The organism is Bacteroides sp. 214 (assembly GCF_010501015.1).
Taxonomy (GTDB): Bacteria; Bacteroidota; Bacteroidia; order Bacteroidales; family Bacteroidaceae; genus Bacteroides.
Map to the genome: position 1 here is coordinate 13398 of NZ_QVML01000022.1, position 26111 is coordinate 39508.

At 41.3% G+C, this 26111-nt stretch carries 23 protein-coding genes; 21 read left to right on the top strand and 2 right to left on the bottom strand.

Going from position 1 to position 26111, the window contains the following annotated elements; translation table 11 throughout:
- Positions 1 to 69: 69 nt before the first annotated feature.
- The 4 genes from rplM (at position 70) to tsf (ending at position 2807) form a co-directional block, all read left to right on the top strand.
- The gene (rplM, locus tag D0T50_RS12750) at positions 70 to 531 is read left to right on the top strand and encodes a 50S ribosomal protein L13 (protein ID WP_163223916.1); all 462 of its coding nucleotides are present in this window, start codon (positions 70 to 72) and stop codon (positions 529 to 531) included.
- A 5-nt stretch (positions 532 to 536) separates the two neighbouring features.
- Complete coding sequence (rpsI, locus tag D0T50_RS12755) at positions 537 to 923, top strand: 30S ribosomal protein S9 (RefSeq protein ID WP_163223917.1); 387 nt, start codon at positions 537 to 539, stop codon at positions 921 to 923.
- A 150-nt stretch (positions 924 to 1073) separates the two neighbouring features.
- Positions 1074 to 1910, top strand: coding sequence for a 30S ribosomal protein S2 (gene rpsB / locus D0T50_RS12760; protein WP_163223918.1), 837 nt, complete (start codon positions 1074 to 1076; stop codon positions 1908 to 1910).
- Positions 1911 to 1982: 72 nt separating this feature from the next.
- A complete protein-coding gene (gene tsf / locus D0T50_RS12765) occupies positions 1983 to 2807 on the top strand; it encodes a translation elongation factor Ts (RefSeq protein ID WP_163223919.1) in 825 nt (274 codons plus the stop codon).
- A gap of 59 nt (positions 2808 to 2866) precedes the next feature.
- Here tsf and D0T50_RS12770 read toward each other — a convergent pair whose 3' ends face one another.
- Positions 2867 to 3217 (bottom strand): translation initiation factor, encoded by a 351-nt coding sequence (locus tag D0T50_RS12770; RefSeq protein WP_163223920.1) that lies wholly within the window; start codon positions 3215 to 3217, stop codon positions 2867 to 2869.
- Positions 3218 to 3350: 133 nt separating this feature from the next.
- Between D0T50_RS12770 and D0T50_RS12775 the strand changes: the two genes are divergently transcribed.
- From D0T50_RS12775 to D0T50_RS12820, 10 genes are all read left to right on the top strand, one after another.
- Positions 3351 to 4007, top strand: a complete 657-nt coding sequence (locus tag D0T50_RS12775) for a redox-sensing transcriptional repressor Rex (RefSeq protein WP_163223921.1) — start codon at positions 3351 to 3353, stop codon at positions 4005 to 4007.
- Entirely contained in the window at positions 4008 to 4622 is a 615-nt protein-coding gene (locus D0T50_RS12780) for a fumarylacetoacetate hydrolase family protein (protein ID WP_163223922.1), read from the top strand.
- Positions 4623 to 4663: 41 nt separating this feature from the next.
- Positions 4664 to 8401 (top strand): type IX secretion system sortase PorU, encoded by a 3738-nt coding sequence (porU, locus tag D0T50_RS12785; RefSeq protein WP_163223923.1) that lies wholly within the window; start codon positions 4664 to 4666, stop codon positions 8399 to 8401.
- Between the two features lie 47 nt (positions 8402 to 8448).
- Complete coding sequence (porV, locus tag D0T50_RS12790) at positions 8449 to 9612, top strand: type IX secretion system outer membrane channel protein PorV (RefSeq protein WP_163223938.1); 1164 nt, start codon at positions 8449 to 8451, stop codon at positions 9610 to 9612.
- A 3-nt stretch (positions 9613 to 9615) separates the two neighbouring features.
- The gene (gene ispF / locus D0T50_RS12795; RefSeq protein WP_163223924.1) at positions 9616 to 10095 is read left to right on the top strand and encodes a 2-C-methyl-D-erythritol 2,4-cyclodiphosphate synthase; all 480 of its coding nucleotides are present in this window, start codon (positions 9616 to 9618) and stop codon (positions 10093 to 10095) included.
- A gap of 744 nt (positions 10096 to 10839) precedes the next feature.
- Entirely contained in the window at positions 10840 to 12360 is a 1521-nt protein-coding gene (locus D0T50_RS12800; RefSeq protein ID WP_163223925.1) for a tetratricopeptide repeat protein, read from the top strand.
- Positions 12361 to 12541: 181 nt separating this feature from the next.
- Positions 12542 to 14827, top strand: coding sequence for a carboxypeptidase-like regulatory domain-containing protein (locus D0T50_RS12805; protein WP_163223926.1), 2286 nt, complete (start codon positions 12542 to 12544; stop codon positions 14825 to 14827).
- A gap of 50 nt (positions 14828 to 14877) precedes the next feature.
- Positions 14878 to 15057, top strand: coding sequence for a hypothetical protein (locus D0T50_RS12810; RefSeq protein ID WP_163223927.1), 180 nt, complete (start codon positions 14878 to 14880; stop codon positions 15055 to 15057).
- A gap of 90 nt (positions 15058 to 15147) precedes the next feature.
- On the top strand, positions 15148 to 17349 hold the full coding sequence (locus D0T50_RS12815; protein WP_163223928.1) for a peptidase domain-containing ABC transporter: 2202 nt from the start codon (positions 15148 to 15150) through the stop codon (positions 17347 to 17349).
- Positions 17349 to 18659 (top strand): HlyD family secretion protein, encoded by a 1311-nt coding sequence (locus tag D0T50_RS12820; RefSeq protein ID WP_163223929.1) that lies wholly within the window; start codon positions 17349 to 17351, stop codon positions 18657 to 18659. The genes D0T50_RS12815 and D0T50_RS12820 overlap by 1 nt, the downstream gene beginning before the upstream one ends.
- Positions 18660 to 18787: 128 nt before the next feature.
- On the opposite strand, the gene D0T50_RS12825 is transcribed toward D0T50_RS12820, so the two are convergent.
- On the bottom strand, positions 18788 to 19660 hold the full coding sequence (locus D0T50_RS12825; RefSeq protein WP_163223930.1) for an NAD kinase: 873 nt from the start codon (positions 19658 to 19660) through the stop codon (positions 18788 to 18790).
- A 120-nt stretch (positions 19661 to 19780) separates the two neighbouring features.
- Here D0T50_RS12825 and D0T50_RS12830 point away from each other — a divergent pair, with 120 nt between their 5' ends.
- Genes D0T50_RS12830 through recG form a run of 7 tightly spaced genes read left to right on the top strand, consistent with a single transcriptional unit; the run spans position 19781 to position 25794 of the window.
- On the top strand, positions 19781 to 20494 hold the full coding sequence (locus D0T50_RS12830; protein ID WP_163223931.1) for a pyridoxine 5'-phosphate synthase: 714 nt from the start codon (positions 19781 to 19783) through the stop codon (positions 20492 to 20494).
- Positions 20494 to 21213 carry a MotA/TolQ/ExbB proton channel family protein gene (locus D0T50_RS12835; protein WP_163223932.1) on the top strand — a complete coding sequence of 240 codons (720 nt, stop codon included), beginning with the start codon at positions 20494 to 20496 and terminating at the stop codon, positions 21211 to 21213. The genes D0T50_RS12830 and D0T50_RS12835 overlap by 1 nt, the downstream gene beginning before the upstream one ends.
- 9 nt (positions 21214 to 21222) lie before the next feature.
- Positions 21223 to 21636 carry a biopolymer transporter ExbD gene (locus D0T50_RS12840; protein ID WP_163223933.1) on the top strand — a complete coding sequence of 138 codons (414 nt, stop codon included), beginning with the start codon at positions 21223 to 21225 and terminating at the stop codon, positions 21634 to 21636.
- A gap of 4 nt (positions 21637 to 21640) precedes the next feature.
- Positions 21641 to 22459, top strand: a complete 819-nt coding sequence (locus D0T50_RS12845; protein ID WP_163223934.1) for a TonB family protein — start codon at positions 21641 to 21643, stop codon at positions 22457 to 22459.
- 25 nt (positions 22460 to 22484) lie between these two features.
- The gene (locus D0T50_RS12850) at positions 22485 to 23042 is read left to right on the top strand and encodes a DJ-1 family glyoxalase III (RefSeq protein ID WP_163223935.1); all 558 of its coding nucleotides are present in this window, start codon (positions 22485 to 22487) and stop codon (positions 23040 to 23042) included.
- Positions 23039 to 23698 carry a 2-C-methyl-D-erythritol 4-phosphate cytidylyltransferase gene (locus tag D0T50_RS12855; RefSeq protein ID WP_163223936.1) on the top strand — a complete coding sequence of 220 codons (660 nt, stop codon included), beginning with the start codon at positions 23039 to 23041 and terminating at the stop codon, positions 23696 to 23698. The genes D0T50_RS12850 and D0T50_RS12855 overlap by 4 nt, the downstream gene beginning before the upstream one ends.
- Positions 23698 to 25794, top strand: a complete 2097-nt coding sequence (gene recG / locus D0T50_RS12860; RefSeq protein WP_163223937.1) for an ATP-dependent DNA helicase RecG — start codon at positions 23698 to 23700, stop codon at positions 25792 to 25794. Before D0T50_RS12855 ends, recG begins: the two co-directional genes overlap by 1 nt.
- The last annotated feature ends 317 nt before the right edge of the window (positions 25795 to 26111 follow it).

The window sequence follows — 26111 nt, forward strand, 5'->3', positions numbered from 1 at the left end:
CAATCCTTTGTCCGGGGAGAGTTAAGCGGTAATGAAAATTTAGTAGTAACAATTAAAACAAAATTAAGAGTGGATACTTTAAGTTACAAGACCATTTCTGCAAACAAAGCGACCGCAACCAAAGAATGGATTGTTGTAGATGCAACAGACCAAGTGTTGGGACGTCTGGGATCAAAAGTGGCAAAATTGTTGAGAGGAAAGTATAAACCAAACTTTACTCCTCACGTAGATTGTGGCGATAATGTAATCATTATCAATGCCGACAAAGTAAAAATGACAGGAAACAAATGGAACGACAGAGTTTACTTGTCGCACACTGGTTATCCTGGTGGTCAAAGAGAAATGACTCCGGCTCGTTTGCAAGCAAAACCTAATGGCAACGACAGATTGTTGAGAAAAGTTGTAAAGGGTATGCTCCCAAAGAACAAATTGGGTGCTGAAATATTGACGAACATGTATGTTTACGCAGGTAGCGAACATAAGCATGAAGCGCAAAACCCTAAAAACATTGATATTAACTTACTTAAATAAAAATAATGGAAGTAGTAAATGCATTAGGTAGACGTAAACGTGCAATTGCACGCATCTACGTAAGCGAAGGAACAGGAAAAATTACAATCAACAAGCGTGAGCTTGATAAATATTTCCCATCTTCTATCCTTCAGTATGTTGTAAAACAACCATTGAACAAATTAGGCGTTGCCGAAAAATACGATATTAAAGTAAATCTTTGCGGTGGCGGATTTACAGGTCAATCGCAAGCTTTACGCTTAGCTATTGCTCGCGCTTTAGTGAAAATGAACCCGGAAGATAAATCAGCTCTTCGTGCAGAAGGATTTATGACTCGCGATCCACGTTCTGTTGAACGTAAGAAACCAGGTCAACCCAAAGCTCGTAAGAGATTCCAGTTCAGCAAGCGCTAATTTTATTACGATTTATATTTATTGTAAAAACAGTAAATGTCTATCGTCGATAATTTGGTTTAGTATCTAAACTTCCGGGACTCTTCGAAGGCTACCCGGTGGTTGGTTTAGAAAAACAAAAAAGAAAGTAAACAATTAATTATTAAAACAATGTCAAGAACAAATTTTGATACTCTTTTAGAAGCCGGTTCACACTTCGGACACCTTAAAAGAAAGTGGAACCCTGCAATGGCTCCTTATATTTTTATGGAACGCAATGGTATTCATATCATTGACCTTCACAAAACCGTAGCAAAAGTGGATGAAGCAGCTGATGCTTTGAAACAAATTGCAAAATCGGGTAAAAAAATACTTTTTGTTGCTACTAAAAAACAAGCAAAGCAAGTTGTGGCAGATAAAGCTGCAGCTATTAATATGCCTTACGTTATTGAACGTTGGCCAGGTGGTATGCTTACTAACTTCCCTACAATTCGTAAAGCAGTGAAGAAGATGGCTACTATCGACAAGTTAACTAACGATGGTACTTATTCAAATCTTTCTAAGAGAGAAGTTCTTCAAATTTCTCGCCAACGTGCTAAATTGGAAAAGAACTTAGGCTCTATTTCTGACCTAACTCGCTTGCCTTCTGCTCTTTTTGTTGTTGATGTAATGAAAGAACATATTGCGGTTCGCGAAGCTAACCGTTTGGGTATTCCTGTGTTTGGTATTGTTGATACAAATTCAGATCCTTCAAATATTGACTTTGTAATCCCTGCAAATGACGATGCTACAAAATCAATTGAAGTAATTCTGGAAGCTTGTTGTGCAGCTGTAGCCGAAGGCCTTGATGAAAGGAAAGCTGAAAAGATAGACTTGGAAGCAGCTGGTGAAGCTCCTGCTACAAAAGGCAAAAGAAAAACAACTAAGGCAAGATTAGAAAAATCGGATGAGGAAGCAATAAACGCTGCTAAAGCGGCTGCTTTCTTGAAAGAAGACGAAGAAGCGTAATTAATAATAAAGAGTTAAGGAGTAGGATTTTTCTTACTCCTTTTACTACTAATAAATAGAAAGGAAAACATTATGGCTGTTACTATGGCTGAAATCACCAAGCTGCGTAAAATGACGGGAGCTGGTATGATGGATTGTAAAAACGCATTGACAGAATCTGATGGCGATTTTGACAAAGCAGTAGAAATCATTCGTAAAAAGGGACAAGCAGTTGCTGCAAAACGTTCTGATCGCGAAGCGTCGGAAGGTTGTGTATTGGCTAAGCACGAAAATGGATTGGCAATCATGCTGGCATTGAAGTGTGAAACTGACTTCGTTGCTAAGAATGCTGATTTTGTGGCGCTGACTCAAGATATACTTAATCTTGCTGCTGCTAAAAAACCTGCTGATTTGGAAGCATTAAAAGCATTGCCTTATGCAAATGCTACTGTTGCCGATGCAATAGTTGACCGCAGTGGTATCACTGGCGAAAAAATGGAATTAGATGGTTATGCATTCGTAGAAGGTGCTACTGTTGCTTCATATATTCACCCAGGCAATAAGCTGGCTACAATTGTTGCATTTAACCAACCTGATATTGATGCGCAAGTAGCAAGAGATGTTGCTATGCAAATTGCAGCAATGAGCCCAATTTCTATTGATGCTGCAAGGCTTCCTGCTGAAGTTCTTGAAAAAGAAAAAGCAATCGCTGCCGATAAAGCACGTCAAGAAGGCAAGCCAGAGAATATGATCGAAAGAATAGCTGAAGGTCGTATCAACAAATTCTACAAAGAAGTTTGTTTGTTGGAACAAGAATTCGTAAAAGACGCAAAAATGTCTATTGGCGAGTATCTGACTAAAACAAGCGCTGGTTTAACAGTTGTTGACTTCAAACGTTTTACATTAAACGTAGAATAATATAATCGCAGAGCGAAAACAGCGGGTGCAGCAAAATGTTTTGCTGCACCCGTTTCTTTTTATCCACCAATTGGTTTTGCCTTTAAGTATCCTTCCTTGATGAGCAGGTCCAGAATTTTCTGCTTAAAATCTCCTTGTATAACAATCTCTCCTTCTTTGGCTGTACCACCTACACCACATTTTGTCTTAAGAAATTTACCCAACTCCTTAAGATCGTCCTCTGTTCCAATGAAGCCGGTTATGAGTGTGACAACTTTCCCACCACGGTTTTTTTTGTCGAGTTGTACGCGGAGGTTTTGTTTCTCAGGGGTTATTGTTTCTTGTGCTTCAATCTCTTCGCTTTCGTAATTGTAGTTGGGATTGGTGGAGTAAACAATGTTTAGCCGGTCTTTCCAATCATTCTTTTTCATGTTGCTTGTTATTAATTTTGCTATCAAAAATAGTATTTAGTTGTCAGCCTGCCAATTTTTTCCCTATCTTTACGAAGAGAATAGCTTTGAAATACAAAAAAACTTTCGAACTGCTACAAATTGGAAGGTTATTATGAATGCTGAAAAACGATTAAAACATCACATAAAAGTCCCTGAGCCAACATTGCGCAGGCTCCCTTGGTATCTGTCCAATATAAAACTGCTAAAACAAAAGGGAGAAAGATATGTTTCTTCTACTCAGATATCTAAAGAAATCAATATTGATTCTTCGCAAATAGCAAAAGATTTATCTTATGTAAATATATCGGGTAGGACTCGTGTTGGTTATGATGTTGATTTGTTAATTTCTGTCTTAGAAGACTTTCTTGGCTTCACCAATGTGCATAGGGCGTTTCTGTTTGGCGTTGGGAGCTTGGGTGGTGCATTGCTTGCTGACTCTGGCTTAAGTCACTTCGGCCTTGAAATTGTGGCAGCTTTTGATGTCGACCCAGAGAAAGTTGGAACGAAGATAAATGCAATCCCTGTGTTTCACACAAATGAGTTTGTTGATAAAATTGCAGAATATAAAGTGAATATTGGAGTATTGACCGTTCCTATCGAAATAGCACAACAAATCACAGATAAAATGATTGATGGTGGTATTAAAGCAGTTTGGAATTTTACTCCTTTTCGTATTCGCGTTCCCGAAAATATTGTGGTTCAGAACACTTCCCTTTATGCACATTTGGCAGTTATGTTTAATAGGTTGAACTTTAATCAGTATGAATAAATGAAGATTATCGGCGTGGGTATGAACTATGCCCTACACAATAAAGAGTTAGACTATACGTTAATAAACAAAGAGCCGGTTATCTTCATGAAGCCCGATTCAAGTATATTGAAAGACGGTAAACCTTTTTATCTGCCGGATTTTACAAATGAGGTTCACTATGAAGCGGAATTGGTTATTCGAATTTGTCGATTGGGTAAGAACATAGCTTCTCGCTTTGCGCATCGTTATTATGATGCGGTAACAGTGGGAATTGATTTTACAGCCCGTGACTTACAGCGTGAGTTTCGCTCCAATGGTAATCCATGGGAATTGTCGAAAGGTTTTGATAATTCAGCTGCTATTGGTGAGTTTGTTTCAGTTGATAAATTTGCTGATTTACGCGAAGTGGATTTTCATTTGGAAATTGACAAACAAGAGGTGCAGCATGGGTATACTAAAGATATGATCTTCTGGGTGGATGATATTATTGCGTATGTTAGTCAATTTGTGACCCTAAAGATTGGTGATTTGTTGTTTACCGGGACGCCTGCTGGTGTAGGTCCTGTTAAGGTAGGACAGCATTTAGAAGGTTATCTGGGAGAAGAAAAACTGCTCGATTTTTACATCAAATAAAGTGAGCTGTGTCATTGGCGCAGTTCTAATTGAGTAGTTTTATGTTTGTCAATCGAAAAATAGTAGTAATACTTCTTTTAATACTCTCTTTGTCGCTTTCAGCGCAAACATTCCTGACGATAAACTGGAAGGAACTTTCGGAGGTGCATACTCTCCCTGCTGTTCGGGAACAAATTTCCTTGGGGAAGGACTATGACTCTTGTATATATAAAGTACGTATTGAATATCCGGAGTTTGAACCACTAACAGCCATCGAGGCTGCCGAACTTTCTAAGCAAAACATTTCTTTACCCGATTCTCCTATCGTAGAAACGCAACTCAATGTATCCGCTCATCACGGTTATTTAGATGTGAGTTTTATTCCTGTGGTCTTTCGTGCAGGAGGGTATCAGCGTATTCTTTCTTGTAAATTAGCCGTGGAACGCATACCAGTATCTACTCGTGCTATGCAAACTGCTGAAGAAACAACACGGCAGTCTGTACTTGCTGAAGGGAAGTTCACAAAGATTCGTGTGAAGAACAATGCTGTATATCGCATTACCTACGCAGAGTTAAAGCGAATGGGATATACCGACCCGACGAAAGTTTCTTTGTATGGCTATGGCGGACATCTTTTGTCGCAACGATTTGACGAACAGCCTGCTACGGATTTGCGACAAGTACCTTTGCTACATATTGACGAAAGTGTTCTGTTTTACGGACTAGGTCCTCTTTCTTGGAAAGCAAACAGTACAAATTCTTACTTCACCCGTACACAGAATTTCTATTCTGAGTATGGCTACTACTTCCTTGCCGAAAAAGAGGAATCACCCATTGGCTTTCCTGCAGAAGCTTCTTTGGCAATGTCTACCAATAAACAGGAAGTTTTTGACGCAGTTGCTCTACACGAAAAAGATTCGTATGCTTGGGGAGCAACAGGTCGCGAACTCTACGAAGATTATGATTATGTGACGGGGAATACTAGAACATATCGTTTTACACTGCCCGGCATTCAAAATGAGCCCGGACGTGTCATTGCCGAATTTGCCGCGCGTTCGATAGACTCCTCAACAACCTATACGATAGCAGTAGACGGGCAAACAGTTGGTACACAAAGCGTTTCTGCAATTTCTTCTTCCGATCAATACTATACTAAAGCTACTAGTGGGATTCTAAATGCAAATTGGGCAGGAGACAAAACAGAGCAAACGTCTGTAACATTAACACATAATCGCTCTGCGGGTATCTTAGGCAGATTAAATTACTTGATACTTAATTATAAACGAATACTGACCTTGAACGAAGCCTTTGTCTCGTTTCGATCGTTGGCATCCATCAATCGAGAAACGACCTTTGTTCTTTCCAATGCCAATAGTAACACGGTGGTGTGGGATGTTACTTCTCCAACGGAATATAAACAGATGGACGGAACGCTTGAGGGAGATAAATTTACTTTCACTATCCCTGCCGGTACTTTGCGCGAGTTTGTAGCTGTAAACCTCAAGGCAACCTTTGAAACAGTTGAAGTTGTAGGCAATGTTGTTAATCAAAACCTACACGGACTGGAAGCTACAGATATGGTAATTATTATTCCTGATAATGAAAGTTTCAGAGTGCAGGCAGAGCGACTGGCACAGGTACATCGCAATAAAGACAAGCTAACAGTAGAGCTAGTTACTGCTTCGCAAGTTTATAACGAGTTTTCTTCGGGTACACCGGATGCTACCGCGTACCGACGATTAATGAAGATGCTTTATGACCGTTATACGTCTGAAGAGGAAAAACCTAAATACCTGTTGTTGTTTGGTGATTGTAGTTACGACAACCGTTTAATAAGTCCTACGTGGAGTAGTGCTAAACAGGAGGATTTCCTTTTGTGCTACCAATCGGAGAATTCGTTGGATGAAGTGTATTCTTATGTAACTGACGACTACTTTGGGTTTTTAGATAATTCAGAAGGAGATAACCTAGCGACAGCCCGCTTAGATATTGGCATTGGTCGTTTCCCGGTTCGCTCTGTGGCACAAGCCATTGTTGCAGTAGATAAAACGATTGCTTATATAGAGAATAAGCAAGCCGGCTCATGGAAAAATACAATTTGCTTTGTGGCCGACGATGGTGATAATAACTTGCACGTAGGGCAAGCCGAAAAATTGGCTACTTATGCCGAAGATAATTATGGCAATTTTATGGTTAATCGTATCTATGCCGATAGCTATAAACGCGAAGCTACTGCCACTGGTTACTCTTATCCTGATGCAACGAACCAACTCTTAAAGCAGTTTGAAAAAGGAATGTTGATCGTAAACTATGTAGGTCATGGGAGTACATCTGCTTGGAGTGCAGAAAACCTGCTTACAGCCGATCATATTTCGCGATTAGAATCACCGCGACTCCCGCTTTGGATAACTGCCACGTGCGATTTTACTCGATATGATGATGTAAACACGTCTGCTGGCGAACAAGCCTTTCTAAATGCAAATGGCGGAGCTATTGCATTGCTTACCACCAGTAGAGTAGTATACGCTGCACAAAATGCGACATTGAATCAAGCTTTCGTAAAACATCTTTTTGATAAATCGAATGGAAAACGTGTGCGTCTCGGCGATATTATGCGCTTGGCGAAGTGTGACATAACTTTGTCAAACGACCGTAATAAGTTGAACTTCTCACTCATAGGCGACCCTGCTTTGACACTCGCTTATCCCGACTATCAGATACAAATAGATGAATTTGATGGTGCATTAACCAATGAGTATCCCATGATAAAAGCCGGTGGAAAAGTAACTGTAAAAGGGCATGTGTTGACTCCTGAAGGTGAAGTTGCTGAGGATTTCTCTGGGACAATATATCCTACCGTACTTGATAGTAAGGAAAATGTAAAGACACTTGATAACCTTGATGAAGGTGCTTTTCGGTACGAGGAGCGTGGTAAAATACTTTTCTCGGGTGCAGAACCAGTGGTAAATGGGTCGTTTGAGTTTGTCTTCCCTGTTCCGTTAGACATAAATTACTCGGAAGAACAAGGCTTAATGAACCTGTATGCAGTGGACTTTACAACTACAGATGTTGTAAGAGAATCGGGCAGTTACTTTGATAGTTTCTTGGTGGGTGGAACTGCCGAAAATATATCTTCTGACACAGATGGTCCCCAGATTACAGCTTACTTAAACACTGCAGATTTCCTTGAAGAAGGCAAAACTAACGAAACACCACAGTTTGTAGCTCATCTCAAAGACGAAGATGGCATCAATACAGTTGGTAATGGTATTGGGCGGGATTTGACACTTGTTATCGATGGTAATCCTACTTATACATACTCCTTGAATGAATACTACACTCCTGAATCGGGAGACTATACGCAAGGAACTGTTCGTTTTTCTATTCCTGAGTTACCCGAAGGCGAACATATATTACTTTTCCGAGCATGGGATTTACTGAATAATTCATCTACTATTCAACTGGGCTTTGAGGTAATTAAAGGATTACGCCCCGAACTCATAGCAGTAACATGTACACCCAGCCCTGCTAAAGAATCAACGCAGTTCTTGTTGTCGCACAATCGCCCGGGTTCTCTGTTAGATATAACTTTAACGGTTTACGACTCTATGGGGAAACCTATGTGGAATAATGTGGTGCGTGGAACTTCGGCAGAGAATAACTATTATATTACGTGGAATTTGTGTACGTCTGCGGGGCAACGTTTGGCTCCCGGTGTTTATATCTACCGGGCATCCATCTCTTCTGGTGGTGGGAAGGTTAGTAGTAAGAGTAAGAAAATCATTGTCTTGGGACAATAAAATGATAAAAATATTGTTTACTAATGCAGATACAATAACTGTTTATGATGAAGAAATTAATAATAACCCTCTTGGCTTTGATGGTAATATTGCCGGTGGTAGCACAAAAAAACCAATTTAACCCAATACAAACCGGTGTGAATTCACTCGGTATTGCGCCCGACTCTCGTGGTGGTGGTATGGGCGACTTGGGTGTAGCCACCGAACCCGATGCGGCATCGCAATTTTGGAATCCTGCCAAGTATCCGTTTGCCATAGGACGCGCGGGTGTTTCTATCTCTTATACACCATGGTTGCGTAAGCTGGTCGATGATATTGGGTTGGCATATCTTTCAGGTTTTTATCGTGTAGGCGAGTACGGTGCACTTAGTGGATCGTTACGTTATTTCTCTTTAGGTGAAGTGCCTGCCGGACAATATACCGAAGATGATAAAGGTTACACTATTAAGCCTTATGAGATGTCGATAGATATTGCTTATTCACGCATGCTTTCCGAACGATTTTCAGCAGCGGTTGCACTGCGTTATGTTTATTCCGACCTTGCGTACAAAGAAGACGAAGAGGTTTCACCTGGTTCGGCATTTGCAGCAGATATTGCGTTCTACTCGCAAAACTACGTTATATTAGGGCAGCGTGAGTGTATGCTCTCTTTCGGATTAAATGCCTCCAATATTGGTTCTAAGATATCTTATGATAGTGGCAATAGTAGTCAGTTCTTGCCAACAAACCTGCGCTTAGGTACTTCTTTGCTTGTTCCGGTAGACGATTACAATACCATAGCATTCAATCTGGATTTGAATAAGCTGATGGTTCCAACACGCCCGGTTCGTATGGAAGGAGAGGCGGAAGAAGATTATCAAGATCGTCTAGATCGTGACTATAACGATATCTCTTCCATTAAAGGAATCTTCAAGTCGTTTAGCGATGCGCCGGGAGGTTTTAAAGAAGAGCTGCAAGAAATTCAATGGTCATTGGGGGCTGAGTATACTTACAACAACCAGTTTTCGGTTCGTGCAGGCTATCACTATGAGCATGAAAACAAAGGGAATCGCAAATATTTTGCTTTCGGTGCAGGATTTAAGATGAATGTTTTTTCGCTCGATGCTTCTTACCTAGTATCTACAGCGCAGAGTAACCCACTCGACCAAACCATTCGTTTTACACTTGGTTTTGACTTGGATGGCATTAAAGATATATTTGGAAGGAGATAGAGGATGAAGATACGTGTTGGTTTTGGATTTGATGTACATCGCTTGGTCGAAGGCAGGCAGTTGTGGATAGGAGGAGTTCTTCTGCAACATGAAAAAGGGTTGTTAGGCCATTCTGATGCCGATGTGTTGATTCATTCCGTTTGTGATGCCTTGCTTGGAGCAGCCAATATGCGCGATATCGGCTATCACTTCCCTGATACAACCGCAGAATATAAAGGTGTGGATAGTAAAATATTGCTTCAAAAAACGGTTGAAATCATAGCCGAGAAAGGCTACCGTGTCGGTAATGTTGATGCTACAATTTGTGCCGAACGCCCTAAATTGAAAGATTACATCCCCGAGATGCAACGTGTACTTGCAGCTTTGATGCAGATAGATACCGATGATGTATCTATCAAAGCTACTACTACTGAAAAACTTGGCTTTACCGGACGAGAAGAAGGAATCTCCGCGTATGCAACTGTGCTTATAGAGTCTGTTTAATTATTTGTTACCATTTTGTTTTGCTCTGCAAACTCTCTATTTTGTCGTTTTGATGCTGTGGAGATGCTTGTTTGGCGGTTGTGAAGTCTTTCTTCTTTCTTTTTGTATTGTTTGTTACATCCTGTCTCTTGCTGCTCTTTTCTTCAAAAAGCCTATACATGCCTTCTGGATTGGTTTTTTCACTGCGAAAAAATGATGTTTTTCAACCAGAAAATGACTATACTGTTCAACTCTGATGACTATATTTTCATACCCGCTTCACAATGCCTACAACGCTGATTTGCTTTGACTAATCCTAATAGCTTTTTTAGCTAAGAGAAAATCTGACTTTGTTTATGATAAGATTGCAGTCAGTTTTAAGTAAAAATGACTGCATTTCACCTACAAATACAGTCTGATATTTGGATTTTTACACCTAATGACGACTATCGCTTGTTTTATCGTAATCTTGGATGCTTTGACAAAAAGACACTTTGTGATGCGCTTGCGCTAACCCTGCTGTTTAATTTGTTGTACAGTTTATTTGGTGGCTCTCTTCTCTCTTGCAGTTTCTCTCTTGCGCTTTAACTTGTAAAAAATAACTATACTATTGATAATATGCGCATTTCCTATTGATAAAGCCAACGGTAATTTACTATCTTTGTCGCAATGAGACATTCGAAGTTGATACAGGGCTTCATTTGTTTGTTGCTGACTTTCGCTTTCATATCATGTGTTTCGGATGCATTTGAAAAAAGAATTCTTATGCAGGCTCAACTATTGGTTGAAAGGAAACCTGATATCGCCCTTTTTTTACTGGATAGCCTCGTAAACCAAGACAACCTGACTAAGGCTTCACGTGCCGAATATGCTTTGTTAAAGACCCAAGCGCTCGATAAAAGTTACATTACCCATACCAGTGATTCTCTCATTCTTATTGCAATAGACTATTACGCATCTCAGGGCGATGACCTCAAGAAAGCACAAGCCTACTACTATTTGGGTTGTGTTAATTGGGATATGGGGCACGAAGTAGCTGCTATAGATGCTTTTCACCGGGCTGCTCAGAGTTTGCCTAAAGGGAACAAGGATAGGCTTACTGCTCGGATTTACACCAACCTTACTTTGCTATACGAAGGACAAGGTATCTATGCCAAGAGTTTAGAGATGGCTTGGGAGGCATATTATATCAATGATTTCTATAATGACTCTACCGGTTTAACCCTCTCTTTGGAGAATATTGCCAAACTGCATTTATATGATAACAAGCCTGATAGTGCCTTACATTATTACTCAAATGCATTGAAAATTGCTATGGCACAAGATAACAGAGAAAAACTTTCGTCTATTTCTGATGGAATATCGCGTGCTTATCGCATGAAGAAAGCCTACAAGGAGGCATACATATACATATCTAATGCTATTGATTATTATCCTTATTCCGAACCTTTGCTTTCCTACTACTATCAAAAAGGAGATATTCTTGCCCAGCTGGGTCAACAAGATTCGGCGCGACATTATTTATTACTCAGTAAGAGTGGTGATGACCTCTATACACAGGCTGCCAGTACATGGGCGTTGTTCTCGTTGGAAAAAGAAGCCGGAAATTTGAAGAAAGCACTCGATTATAACGTGATGTACCAATCTCTGAACGACTCTATCAGTCTGTTGAAGAACCGGTCGGAAGTATCCAGGCTGCTTACCGAGCATGAAATAGCTATGAGTATGAAGGATTATAAGCTGGCACAGCAGAAGCGTAATTCGTACTTCATTTATTCTTTTATAGTACTGTTTGCGCTTACCATTATCATCTTTATGGTCATAGATAAGCGGAAGAAAAAGAAAATGATAGCCTTGCAAGAGGAATTGATGCGTAACAGGGACATTGCGCAGATGATCGAAGAACAGTCGTCCAGTTCTTTTCAATACGAGAAACTTTTTACTTGCATAAAAATTTTCAAGGCAACAGCTATGTATAAAGAAATAAATGAAATGGATAAGCTCTACGATCGCGAAATGAAACTGACTCGAATAGAAAGAGAAGAGCTAAGAAAATCAATAAATGAAACTTTTGCTGAGGTTATTCTTCCCTTAAAAGAGTCCTATAACTTGACTTCGGATGATGTTTATTGCTGTTTGCTTTATTCTTTGGGCTTTTCAAATCAAGCGGTTGCTGTATGTATGGGGGTTGCATATGGTGCAATAAAGACTCGTAAGAGCAGAATTAAAGACAAATCGGACGATGATTTGTTCACAAAACTACTCTCTGGCAATCCTTTCAAATAAAAAGCTTCTGTTATCGTTAATTTGTTGCTTCTTAATTGATTACGTCTGTTTTGTAACCTTTTTGTAACCCTCTTTTCTTGCCCATTTTTGCAGTTGTAACTTTTTTGTCGCTGCAGAAATTTGTGCACCTTTCACAAAAACGCTTGCTTTGCTCTTCCCAGTCGGGTTTAATCAACAATTTATGAAAAGAGTATTTTCCATATTAACTGTCTTGCTTTTGTTGTGTGTGCAGAATGTGCACGCACAGAAGTTATCGATACGAGGAATCGTAGAAGACGGCGAAGGTACTTTCATAGAACGTGCAGCTATTCGGTTGTATAATAATGATTCTGTATTCATAGCTGGTGTTGTAACTAATCAGAAAGGACGTTTCAGTATTGATAATATTGATTCGGGAAAGTACAAAATGATTATTTCCCACTTGGGATACAAAAATCGTAGTGTAGCACTACCCGAAGTTAAGGAGTCCACCAATATTGGTGTGGTAACTTTGGCGCCGATGAGTGTGGAACTTGAAACGGTAACAGTCAACGGTAGTGCAGAGCACCATAAAGACGACAAGGTTTTGATATATCCCTCCATGGAGCAAAAAAAGTATGCAGCTACAGGCTACGGACTCTTAAACAACATGATGCTCCCTACAGTCTTTGTGAACATGACTTCTAATGTTGTAACCTCCTATTTGGGAAAAGTTTCTTTATGTATTAACGGTCGTGAGGTAGGGCGAAAAGAAATATTAGCATTACCTCCCCATGAAGTACTGCGAGTGGAGTATCAAGATACACCGAATAATGAATTCTCGGGTACTGTTGTGGTAAATTTTATAACTATAAAACGCGAGATTGGTGGATATGCAGGTATTAGCCTTGATCAGCGACGTATGGGTGGTGAATATATGGCAACAGGCAAAATGCACTATAAAAACTCCGAGTTCTCTCTTATTTATTCTCCTTCTTATGTAAACGATAAGAAACGATATAGTCATGTGGAAGAGAAATTTGAAATGGATGGCGGGAGTGTAGTTCGTAATTGGCAAGGAACTCCTTCGAAATACAAAGAAGATACACATCAGCTAAATCTGAACTATTTTCTGCGTACCGAAAAGCATGAATTAAATGTTGCTTTAGACTATTGGCGATATAACAATCCAATTGAAAGAAAGAACGGACTTCGTACGTATGCCGGAATGTATAATGAAGCGTATCAGGCTTTTTTGACAGACAAAAGCAAGATAAAAGAGCCTAGTTTGGAAATCAATTACAACTATAAGATAACCGATCGTCATCGGCTAAGATTCTACTTGTATGCAGATTATACTGACAAAACATACAATTATGAATATGCAGAAAAGGGCGAAAATAGGGACGAATCTGTTACACTCAACCGGAGTATGGAAGGTACCTACTGGATTGCCAATCTATATTATCAATACATAATCAATGCTGCTAATACATTGCAGATACAAACAAGCTATCTAAAGCAAGATGCTGATTTTAGATACATCAATGGGTTCGACTATAAAGATAACCAAATGTATGATAAATACTTTATGCGGCTTACTTATACTAAGCGCTGGGAAAAAGCTTTAGTGACGTTGATAGGTGGGTTGTCTAACTACAATTATAAATCGAGCTTGGATGGAAAGATGGATGAACTGAATAAGGAACTTGCCTTCTTCTTGCGTTATGCGCCCAATAAAGCACATGTATTTAATCTGAAGTCGCAATTTACTACAGGTTCTCCAACGCTGGAGCAGTTATCATCAGTAGAGCAACCAGTTGATTTTATGCAGGTACAACGTGGAAACGCAATGTTGGAAAATGAATCGCGGTTACTGACTCAGGCAGCTTATTGGCTTACGGTTGGGAGGTCTCGTTTCTACTTTGCGGCACAGCATACGGCAGCGTTTAACTCTATACAAAAGAATGTGCTGTTGGAGGGAAATAAGTTTGTACATACCTACACATCCGATAATGATCAACATTCGCTTAAGTTGCTGGCTACAACCGTACGTAATTTTTGCGATGAGAAATTAAGTCTTCGTCTTTCGGGCAACTATACCCGTTACTGGGTTCCGGGCACAGATGTAAAGCTAAATACTTGGTATGCCGAAGGGAGCGCAAATTATAAACATCGTGCTATCTTGCTCTCTGCCTATGCAAAGAGTACGGAGAATATATTAGCAGGCAATGGTGTACACTATCGGTTTGGGTCTATTCACGGGTTGAGTTTATCATACGTTAAGGATGGTCTTTTGTTAACCATTGGTACAGAGAACCCTTTCTATAAGAATCACACAGACCATTTCTTTCATACAAATGTGTATCGGATAACCGATCGTAGTTTTGATAGAACAAACAGTAAAGTGTTCTTTGTTAGAAGTGTGTGGAATTTCTCGTTTGGAAAGAAACATAAGTATAAAGAGATCAATTTGGAAAGAAAAAAAGGGTCTATTGACCCGTTTTAAGATAAGCCCTTTGAAATATAAGGGGAATATTAATCAACAATTTTTATATTATGAAAACAATTAACATGTTTGCAAACTCTGCAGAAGTTATGGGTTTGTCGAGAAAAGCTCAAATGTCACTAATGGGTGGAGAAGTTAAGAAAGAAGAAGCTCCAAAGAAGAAAGAAGTGAAAAAGCTAAAAAAAGGCGAGTATCCTTTGGAATTTCCAGAACTAGACATTCCATTGTAGTTGAGTTTGAAAGCAAGTGTGCTTGCTTTTTGAAAATTGAGTCTATTGGAGAATATTTCTCCAATAGACTTTATCCGAAAAACACGAATAATGACGAAGCCTTTTACCTTGTACTTACAGCATGATGCGATGGATTGCGGACCAACCTGCTTGCGTATGATCGCGGCATGGTATGGTAAACGCTATTCCTTGGCGAAGCTACGTGAGAAATCTTTTATTACTCGCGAAGGGGTATCTATGCTGGGCATAAGTGAAGCTGCCGAGCATATAGGGTTTCGTACTATGGCAGTACAAATAGGGATTAAGCAACTTCGTGAAGCACCACTCCCGTGTATTGTTCATTGGAATCAAGCGCATTTTGTGGTAGTACACAAAGTGTCTCCAGCCAAAGCCCAACAAAGATATGTATGGGTAGCCGATCCGGCTGTTGGCAAAATAAAATATACAGAAAAAGAATTCTGCAACTGTTGGCTAAGTTCAGCCAATAAAGAAAATGAAACGGGAGTTGCGTTACTCTTAGAACCTGGTCCCGATTTTTACAAAGAGGAGAGTGAAGAGAAAACATCGAGGCGTGGATTCGGCTTTTTGTTTTCCTATATACGTCCTTACAAAAAACTGATTGTTCAGCTTCTTCTGGGATTATTTATTGGTAGTATCATCCAATTGCTGCTGCCGTTTTTAACACAGTCTATTGTAGATTTTGGCATCAGTAATCAAAATCTCAGCTTTATCTATTTAGTACTAATTGCGCAATTAGTGCTTACCTTCAGCAGTGCTGTTGTAGGATTTATCCGTGGTTGGATACTGCTTCATATTGGGATGCGTGTAAATATATCGCTTATATCCGACTTCCTCTCCAAATTAATGAAGTTACCTATGGGCTATTTCGATACAAAGATGACAGGAGATATTCTACAACGAATAAATGACCATACGCGCATACAGAACTTCTTAACCGGTTCAAGTTTAAGCTTTGTCTTTTCATTATTCAATATCGTAGTTTTCGGTTTGGTATTGCTTATTTATAATTGGGTTGTCTTTCTGATATTCTTGACAGGAAGTGCCATTTATGTAGCTTATGTTTGGCTCTTTATGAAGAAGAGAGCAGAACTGGATAACAAGCGCTTCGCTCAACAGTCGGCTAACCAAAGCAGTGTAGTGCAACTAATTGCGGGTATGCAGGATATAAAACTGAATACTTGCGAACAACAAAAACGCTGGGAATGGGAGCAGATACAAGCTAAACTATTTAAGTTAAGTATTAAAGGATTAGCGCTAGGACAATACCAAGACTCGGGTGCGGTAGTCATTAATCAAACAAAGAATTTACTTATTACTGCTTTAGTTGCCGGTTTGGTCGTGGAAGGAGAGATGACGCTTGGTATGATGCTTGCTGTGCAGTACATTATCGGGCAACTGAATAGTCCGATTGATATGCTCGTAGATTTTGTTCGCGACAGTCAAGATGCGCGTTTAAGCATGGATAGGCTAAGTGAGGTAAGCGATATAAAGGAAGAAGAGGAGAACCTCGAAGAACTCTTACAGGAGATTCCTGCTAAGGTTAATATACACATTCGTGGATTAAACTTTCGCTACAATCCATTAGATGACCGCCCCACCTTGCATGATATTAATATGTTAATACCACTTGGCAAGCAAACGGCTATTGTTGGTGCAAGCGGTAGTGGAAAAACAACATTGGTAAAATTATTGTTGGGTTTTTATCCTTTGGAAAAAGGGGAGATAATGCTGGATAGTATTAATCTTAGCAACTACAGTGTTCGCGCTTGGCGCAAAAAGTGTGGCATTGTGATGCAAGATGGATTCATATTCTCCGATACCATCGCAGGAAATATTGCTCCTGGTGTAGAACGTATTGATAAGCAACGCTTACGTTACGCTGCCGAGGTGGCTAATATACAAACTTTTATAGAAGAGCTACCTTTGGGTTACAATACAAAGATAGGACAGGAAGGGCATGGAGTTAGTCAAGGACAGAAGCAGCGTATTCTGATAGCTCGCGCGGTGTATAAAGATCCTGATTTTATTTTCTTAGACGAAGCTACCAATGCTTTGGATGCCAACAATGAGAAAGCAATCATGAATAATCTGTCACTTTTCTTAAAGGAGCGTACTTCGGTAGTGGTAGCGCACCGGCTTAGTACAGTGCGGCGGGCAGATCAAATTATTGTGTTGGATAAGGGCCGTATCGTTGAAGTGGGTACGCACGAAGAACTAGCAGCCTTAAAGGGAGTGTATTATCGGTTGGTAAAGAATCAATTGGAATTGTAATGGACGAAAAAGTACATACTGAAACGGATATAGAGTTACGTAGCGAAGAAGTACAGGATATTCTTTCACGTCCACCACACACATTAGTACGGTGGGGGACAACAGCTTTTTTTGCAATTATTCTCTTGTTGTTGATAGGTGGATGTCTCTTTCAATATCCCGATGTTGTGAAAGGCAATGTCGTTGTTACCACAGAGCATCCACCTGTATGGCTTGTTGCTCGTACTACAAGTAAATTAAAGGATGTATTGTTGTCCGATCGTCATCCGGTACGCCGTGGCGAAATTATTGCTGTTGCTGAGAACCCCGCTACTACAGATGATGTGTTTCAATTGAAAGAATCGTTGGCTACACTTGTTTTGCAGGACAGCATTATTTGTGCCACTTCTTTCCCTACACACTGGACACTCGGTGGTATTCAGAGTAGTTACAATGCTTTTGTTAAAAGCGTAACGGAATACTGTAACTTCCTGGAAATAGATATTTATGCTCGCAAAGAAGAAGCGGCACAGAAAGAACTCATAGCTTATCGTGTCTATATTCATCACCTCAACTGCCAGATAGATTTGTATAAAGAGAACGAAAAAGTAGCAACCAGTCTTTATAATCGCGAAGTAGCCTTATATAATAAAGGTGTAAATTCGGAAGCCGACTATGAAAACGCGCGGCAGACTTTCCTCACAAATCGTCAGAATACAGAAGAATTGCTCACTACACTCTCTTCTGCCCGTATTGAAGAAGCCAAGATACAGCAAAATATCATTGAGCTTCAGTTGGCTCGTAGTAAAGATATTAACGAACTTCGTACAGCACTCAAAGCTACTTACAACGAATTGGTTGCTGCCATTAGCAATTGGGAACTGACATATCTTTTTGTAGCCCCTGCCGATGGCGTTCTTTCCTACCACAACGTATGGCAAGAAAATCAGGAAATTACTATTGGCGACAAGGTTTTTTCCATTGTAACCGACAACCCCGGAAGTATTATCGCAAAAATTAAACTCCCAGAATCGGGATATGGTAAAGTAGCCAACGGGCAACGTGTAAACATCAGCATCACCGGTTATCCACAAATGGAGTATGGATATTTAGTAGGCGAAGTTAGCTCACTCTCACTTCTCTCTAATGAGGGGGTGTATGTGGCGACAATTTCGCTGGGGCAGGATTTAGTGACTTCCTATAAACGGAAACTTACTTTTACTGGAGAACTTACAGGTACTGCCGAGATTATGACAGATGAACGCAGCTTGTTGGAACGTTTGTTTGACCCGGTACGCTCTTTGTGGGACAGGCGCTTCCTCAAATATTAATTCGTTGTAATAATCGGATATACACCCCAAATGTAATTTGGAGGAATAGGTCTTCACCTTCACAAACTGCTGTAACCAAAAGATAATAAATGAGTTATGTGTGAAGACCCCCTGTTTTTGCCTTCACATTATCTTCTGCTGTCAATTCCCCATAGCATTTTGCTTTGTAGCGTATCGAAGAAGTCTGCTCCCGTTTGTTTTACTACTTTAATGCTGTAATCTGCTTTGCGAATGGTTAGGGTGTTGTGTTGGTCGAGTGATTCATTTCTTCCGTCAATAGCAATCAGGAAACTGTGGTTGCGACTTTCTACTTCAAGTGTTATCTCTAAATCATCACAAAGTACAATCGGACGAACGTTTAGGCTATGCGGGGCAACGGGCGTGAGTGCAATGGTTTGGGTCTGTGGTATAATGACAGGACCACCCACACTCAGTGAGTAAGCAGTAGAACCGGTGGGGGTCGCAATAATGAGCCCATCGGCCTGATAGGTTATCAGGTGCTTGCCGTTGATGGATGTATGAATACTTATCATGGAAGAGCTGTCGCGTTTCAGAATCGCAATTTCATTCAATGCATAAGGCGAGGAGGAAGGCTGTAGACCCGAACATTCCAACTGCAATACACTTCGCTCTTCAATGGTATATTGTTGTTTATAGATATTGTCAATGGTAGATTCTATTTCATCGGGCGATACGTCGGCAAGAAAACCCAGCCGACCTGTGTTTACTCCAAGAATAGGAATGCCTTTTCTGCCTACATGACTGGCAGCCTTTAAGAAAGTACCGTCACCACCTACGCTTACCACAATATCGGCGTTAAACATTTCGTCCTCAAAGGTTTCGGTAATCTGCAATTCAAGTTCCAGCGTCTTTGTGAGGAAGTCGTAGAACTCTTTGTAGACGTATATCTCGGCATTGTACTTGTTCAATACATTGAAAAGTACTTCGGCATGATAAGCTTTTTTGGCTTGGTACGTATTCCCGAAAATAGCAAACTTCATTGAATTGTGGTATATATGTATTAATGATGGTTACAAAATTGGGGTTTTTTCACGACATATACAGCCTTTCTCGAATTATTTTGTTTATTTTTGACGCGAATATAAATACCATTGTTAGTAATGACAAAACTGAGCGTGAATATAAACAAGGTAGCTACGTTGCGCAATGCGCGTGGTGCAAATGTTCCTAATGTGGTGCAAGTGGCGTTGGATTGTGAACGTTTTGGTGCCGACGGTATTACGGTACATCCTCGTCCGGACGAGCGACACATTCGAAGATCGGATGTGTATGAACTTAAGCCACGACTACGTACGGAGTTTAATATTGAGGGATATCCCGACGAACAATTCATAGACTTGTTGTTGAAGGTTAAACCCAAACAGGTGACGTTAGTGCCCGATTCGCCTACACAACTTACTTCAAATTCTGGTTGGGATACTAAAAAGAACCTGGTATTTCTTACCGAAGTACTCGATAAATTTAAAGAAGCAGGTATCCGCACTTCCGTGTTTGTAGCGGCAGATAATGAAATGGTAGAGTATGCGGCTAAGGCGGGAGCCGACCGTGTAGAATTATATACCGAACCGTATGCCGTGTTGTTTCCCAAAGATCCCGCGGCTGCCGTTGCTCCTTTTGTAGAGGCGGCAACAACAGCACGTAAATTGGGCATGGGGCTTAATGCGGGACACGACCTGAGTTTAGAGAATTTGAATTATTTATATAAGGCTATTCCGTGGTTGGATGAAGTCTCCATAGGGCAGGCACTAATAAGCGATGCGCTTTATTTGGGATTGGAAAAAACCATTCAGGAATATAAAAACTGTCTTCGATAATGAACCTACTAATGATGTTAGCCCAAGTGGGCGGAACTCTGGCCGATTCACTAGCATCTGCCAACCCTGTATTAACCCCAGTAGCTGGTCCTGAAGAAATGAATATGATGGACATGGCGATAAAAGGCGGATGGATTATGCTAATCCTTGCTCTGCTTTCGGTGATTTGTTTCTACATTTTGTTCGAACGTATGTACGTAATCCGAAAAGCAGGTAAAGAAGAATCGCTTTTCATGGAGCGGATAAAGGATTACATCCTGAGCGGAGAAATTAAATCGGCTATCAACTATTGTCGTAGCATGAATACACCCTCAGCGCGCATGATCGAGAAAGGTATTAGTCGTCTTGGACGCCCTGTCAACGATGTGCAAGCTGCTATAGAGAATGTGGGAAATCTGGAAGTCGCCAAGCTAGAGAAAGGACTAACCGTTATGGCGACCATTTCGGGAGGTGCTCCTATGATTGGGTTCCTTGGAACGGTTACCGGTATGGTGCGTGCGTTCTACGAAATGGCTAATGCGGGCAATAACATCGACATAACATTATTGTCGGGAGGTATCTACGAAGCTATGATTACTACTGTTGGTGGGTTGATTGTGGGTATCATAGCTATGTTTGCCTACAACTACCTCGTTACACTAGTAGATGGGGTGGTAAATAAGATGGAAGGCAAAACCATGGAGTTTATGGATTTACTCAATGAGCCAGTCAAGAAATAACAAACAAGTATGTTAAAGCGTAGAAATAAAATATCGCCTAACTTTAGCATGGCGTCAATGACAGATGTTATCTTTCTGCTCTTGATATTCTTTATGATTACTTCGACGGTGGTTTCGCCCAATGCGATAAAAGTTTTACTACCACAAGGTAAGCAGCAAACATCGGCTAAGCCACTTACACGTGTAATTATTGATAAGGATTTGGTTTATTACGGCGCTTTTGGAAATGATAAAGAACAGGTACTTAATATTGAGGAGTTGCCGGGCTTTTTGCAAAGTTGTGCTGCCCGTGAACCCGAAATGTATGTAGCGCTGTATGCCGACGAAACCGTACCATACAGAGAAATTGTAAAAGTACTGAATATCGCGAACGAAAATCAATTTAAGATGGTGCTTGCCACTCGTCCGCCAGAGAATAGATAGTATTATGGAGGAAAGGAAGCGGGGTAAATACATAGGCATGTTGGGAGCTTTGGCGGTACACGTTGCAGTCATTCTCTTGTTGCTCTTGCTTACTGTTGTCATTCCGGCGCACACAGAAGAGAGTGGCGTAGAGGTGATGATGGGAAATACCACAGCTGCCTACGGTGGGTTTAATCCTTCGTCGTTAGTCGATGTTGATGTAATGCCCAAAGAAGTACAAACTCCAACCCCTCCGATAAAACAATCCGCACAGGAATTAATAACCCAAGACGAAGAAGAAACCGTAGCATTAACCCCTAAAGCCGAGCCCAAGAAAGAGGTGAAGAAACCCGAAAAGACTGAAGCGGAGAAACTTGCTGAAGCTAAGAGGTTGGCAGAAGAGAAAGCTGCCCGTGAGCGTAAAGCTGCCGAAGAAGCAGCCAAAAAACGAGTTGCAGGTGCTTTTGGTAGAGGTAATGAGATGGGCGACCGCGGTGCTTCAGCAGGTACAGGTGCCGAAGGGGTAACTACCGGAAATTCGCTGACAGGTGCTACCACAGGCAATGGAGGATATGGAACATTCGACCTTGGCGGACGCTCACTTGGAGAAGGTGGATTGCCACGCCCGGTATACAATGTACAGGATGAGGGTCGTGTGGTGGTGGCTATTACCGTAAACCCGCAGGGGGTTGTTATCAATACAAGTATACATCGTGATACGAACACAGTAGACCCAACGTTGCGCAAAGCCGCCGAAGATGCTGCCAAAAAAGCACGCTTCAATGCAGTAAGTGGCTTGAACAACCAGTCGGGTACAATAACATATTACTTTAATTTAAGGTAGTAACTAACTTTTAAGAGAAATAACTATGGGTACAGTTTATGTGTTTTTTGCCAATGGCTTTGAAGAAATCGAAGCTTTTACCGTAATCGATGTGTTACGCAGAGCAGGTATGGATGTGGAATTAGTATCTGTAATTGAGAAAGAAGAGGTTTTGGGGGCACATGATATTACAGTGGTGTGCGACGGCCTTTTCGATGATTACAAATTCGATGATGTAGAACTATTGGTGCTTCCGGGTGGTATGCCGGGTGCCGGAACTTTAGATAAGCATGAAGGCTTAAAGGCGTTGATAACAAAAACCATTGCCAAGAACAAGAAAGTGGCTGCCATTTGTGCGGCTCCGATGGTACTTGGTAAACTGGGCTTACTCAAAGGCAAGCGCGTTACATGCTATCCCAGCTTCGAACAATACATGGAAGGAGCAACTTGTACTGGCGAATTTGTAGAAGTAGACGGCAATATTATCACCGGAAACTCTCCTGCAAGTGCAATGAATTTCTCATTTGCCATTGTCAGAGAGCTAATGGGCGAAGATAAAGTAGAAGAACTCTACGAAGCACTTGGTACCAACGGTTGGAAATGAGTAACTGTGTTTTGATTGTAGCCGGCGGAAAAGGCTTGCGCATGAATAGTGAAGTGCCGAAACAGTTCCTTCCTGTGGGTGGGAAACCAGTACTGATGCGCACAATCGAAAATTTCTACCGCTACGATACGAAACTACACATAGTGCTTGTACTCCCTAAAGAGCAACAAGATTATTGGGCACAGTTGTGTGCCCAATATCAATTCACCATACCTCATGTTATTGCTGATGGAGGCGAAACTCGCTTCCATTCAGTAAAACAGGGATTGGATTTGGCTGGCGATGCATCGGTAATAGCTATTCATGATGGTGTACGACCATTTGTAGCCCAAGAGGTAATAATGCGTTGTTATGAATTGGCAACGGTTCATCAGGCGGTAATTCCTGTTATTGATGTGGTAGAAACCATCAGGCAGGTTGATAATGATACCAGCCATACGGTAGATAGGGATGCTTATAAATTGGTGCAAACACCACAAGTCTTTACAGCCGAAGTTATTAAAAAGGCATACAGCCAACCATATTCTCCTGCATTTACTGACGATGCCTCGGTAGTAGAAGCCATGGGAACTCCTATTTTCCTTACCGAAGGCAATCGCGAAAATATAAAAATAACGACTCCTTTCGATCTGAGAGTGGCAAGTGTTTTGGTTTGATGTTCGATTTTACCACCAGAGATATAAAATACCTTTCGGGCGTTGGTCCGCAGCGAGCCGCGATTCTGAATAAAGAATTGGATATCTACTCCTTGTCCGACCTGCTCAATTATTTCCCTTACAAATACGTCGACCGCAGTCGCGTCTATAACATTAATGAAATAGATGGGAATATGCCTTACATCCAACTGAGAGGGCATATCCTGAGCATCGATACCGTAGGCGAAGGTCGTAAGCGACGTATGGTGGCACACTTCACAGATGGTACGGGAGTAATCGATCTGGTGTGGTTTCAAGGCATAAAGTATGTATTGAAGAAATATAAGCTGAACGAAGAATACATTGTTTTTGGTAAGCCTACGGTATTTAACGGACGAATCAACATCTCGCATCCCGACATAGACTCACCTAAGGAATTGAATCTCTCAACTTTAGGACTTCGCCCTTACTACAACACGACCGAAAAGATGAAGCGAAGCTTCCTCAACTCGCAATTGTTGGAGAAGATGATGGCTGCCGTGGTGCAACAAATACAAGAGCCACTGCCCGAAACTCTTTCGCCGGGTGTGCTGGCTGCCCATCATTTGATGTCGCGAACAGATGCCATACGCAATATCCACTTCCCACAAAACCCGGAAATGCTTCGCAAAGCGCAGTACCGTCTGAAGTTTGAAGAGCTTTTTTATGTACAGCTTAACATCCTGCGCTATACCAAAGACCGTCAACAGAAGTATCGCGGTTATGTGTTCCGCACAGTAGGAGAGGTGTTCAACGAGTTTTATGCCAAGAATCTTCCTTTTGAACTGACTGGTGCGCAAAAGCGTGTGCTCAAAGAGATACGCAAAGATTTGGGTAGCGGCAGGCAAATGAATCGTTTGTTGCAAGGAGACGTAGGTAGCGGAAAAACGTTGGTTGCCCTGATGAGCATGCTGATAGCGATAGACAATGGCTTCCAAGCGTGCATGATGGCTCCCACCGAAATTTTAGCCAACCAACATCTCGAAACAATTCGCGAACTGCTCTTCGGAATGAACGTACGGGTGGAACTGCTTACCGGTTCTGTGAAAGGAAAACAACGCGAGAAAATACATACCGGCTTACTCACGGGCGATATACAAATACTCATCGGTACACATGCGGTTATCGAAGATACGGTTAACTTCTCCTCCTTAGGATTGGTTATTATTGATGAGCAGCATCGCTTTGGGGTTGCACAACGCGCGCGTTTGTGGAGCAAGAACTCACAACCCCCACATGTACTCGTAATGACGGCAACGCCTATTCCGCGCACCCTTGCGATGACGCTTTATGGCGATTTGGATGTGTCGGTGATTGATGAACTTCCTCCCGGACGAAAACCAATCAAAACCATTCATCAATTTGATAATCGTCGGGATAGTCTATATCGGTTCATGCGAGAACAGATTGAAGCCGGACGGCAAATTTACATCGTTTACCCTTTGATAAAGGAGAGCGAAAAGATAGACCTCAAGAATCTGGAAGATGGTTACCTAAGCATCCGTCAGGAATTTCCGGAGTGCAACGTAGTCAAAGTGCATGGTAAAATGAAGGCTGCCGAGAAGGATGCGCAAATGCAACTATTCGCCTCGGGCGAGGCACAAATAATGGTGGCAACCACGGTGATAGAGGTAGGTGTAAATGTTCCTAATGCCTCTGTGATGATTATTGAGAATGCCGAACGTTTCGGGTTGTCACAATTGCACCAGTTGCGGGGCAGGGTAGGGCGTGGCGCCGAACAATCTTATTGTATTTTTGTGACCAGCTACAAACTAAGCGACGAAACCCGCAAGCGTCTTGAAATCATGGTCAATAGCAATGACGGTTTTGAGATAGCCGAAGCCGATTTGAAGCTTCGTGGTCCCGGCGACCTCGAAGGTACACAGCAAAGCGGAATCGCCTTCGATTTGAAAATAGCCAATCTTGCTCGCGACGGACAACTTCTGCAATACGTGCGCGATATAGCACAGGAAATTGTAGATCGCGACCCTACAAGCGAACTTGCTGAGAATGAAATCCTCTGGAAGACTCTGAAAGCATTACGCAAAACGCACGTTAGCTGGGCAGCAATTAGCTAATCCATTCCCCGATAGTTTCCTACTCTCTTTCATTCATAGGTACTCCACCTTCGAAACACTGTTTCTCTCCCTCTTTTGCACTGCAAAGCTATCCTTTTTATTATGTGTCATTCATCTCTTCACATATGTGATGATATCTCTTCACAGTTGTGACGATATCTCTTCACATATGTGCCGATATATCTTCACAGTTGTGAAGAGATAAAAATGCTACTTCAAATGACTTATACTGAAAGTGGTTGTCAGTTTTTACTGCTTGTTACTAAAAAGGTTGTCGCAATATATCTTTTCATTCTAAAAAGGTTGTCATTCATATC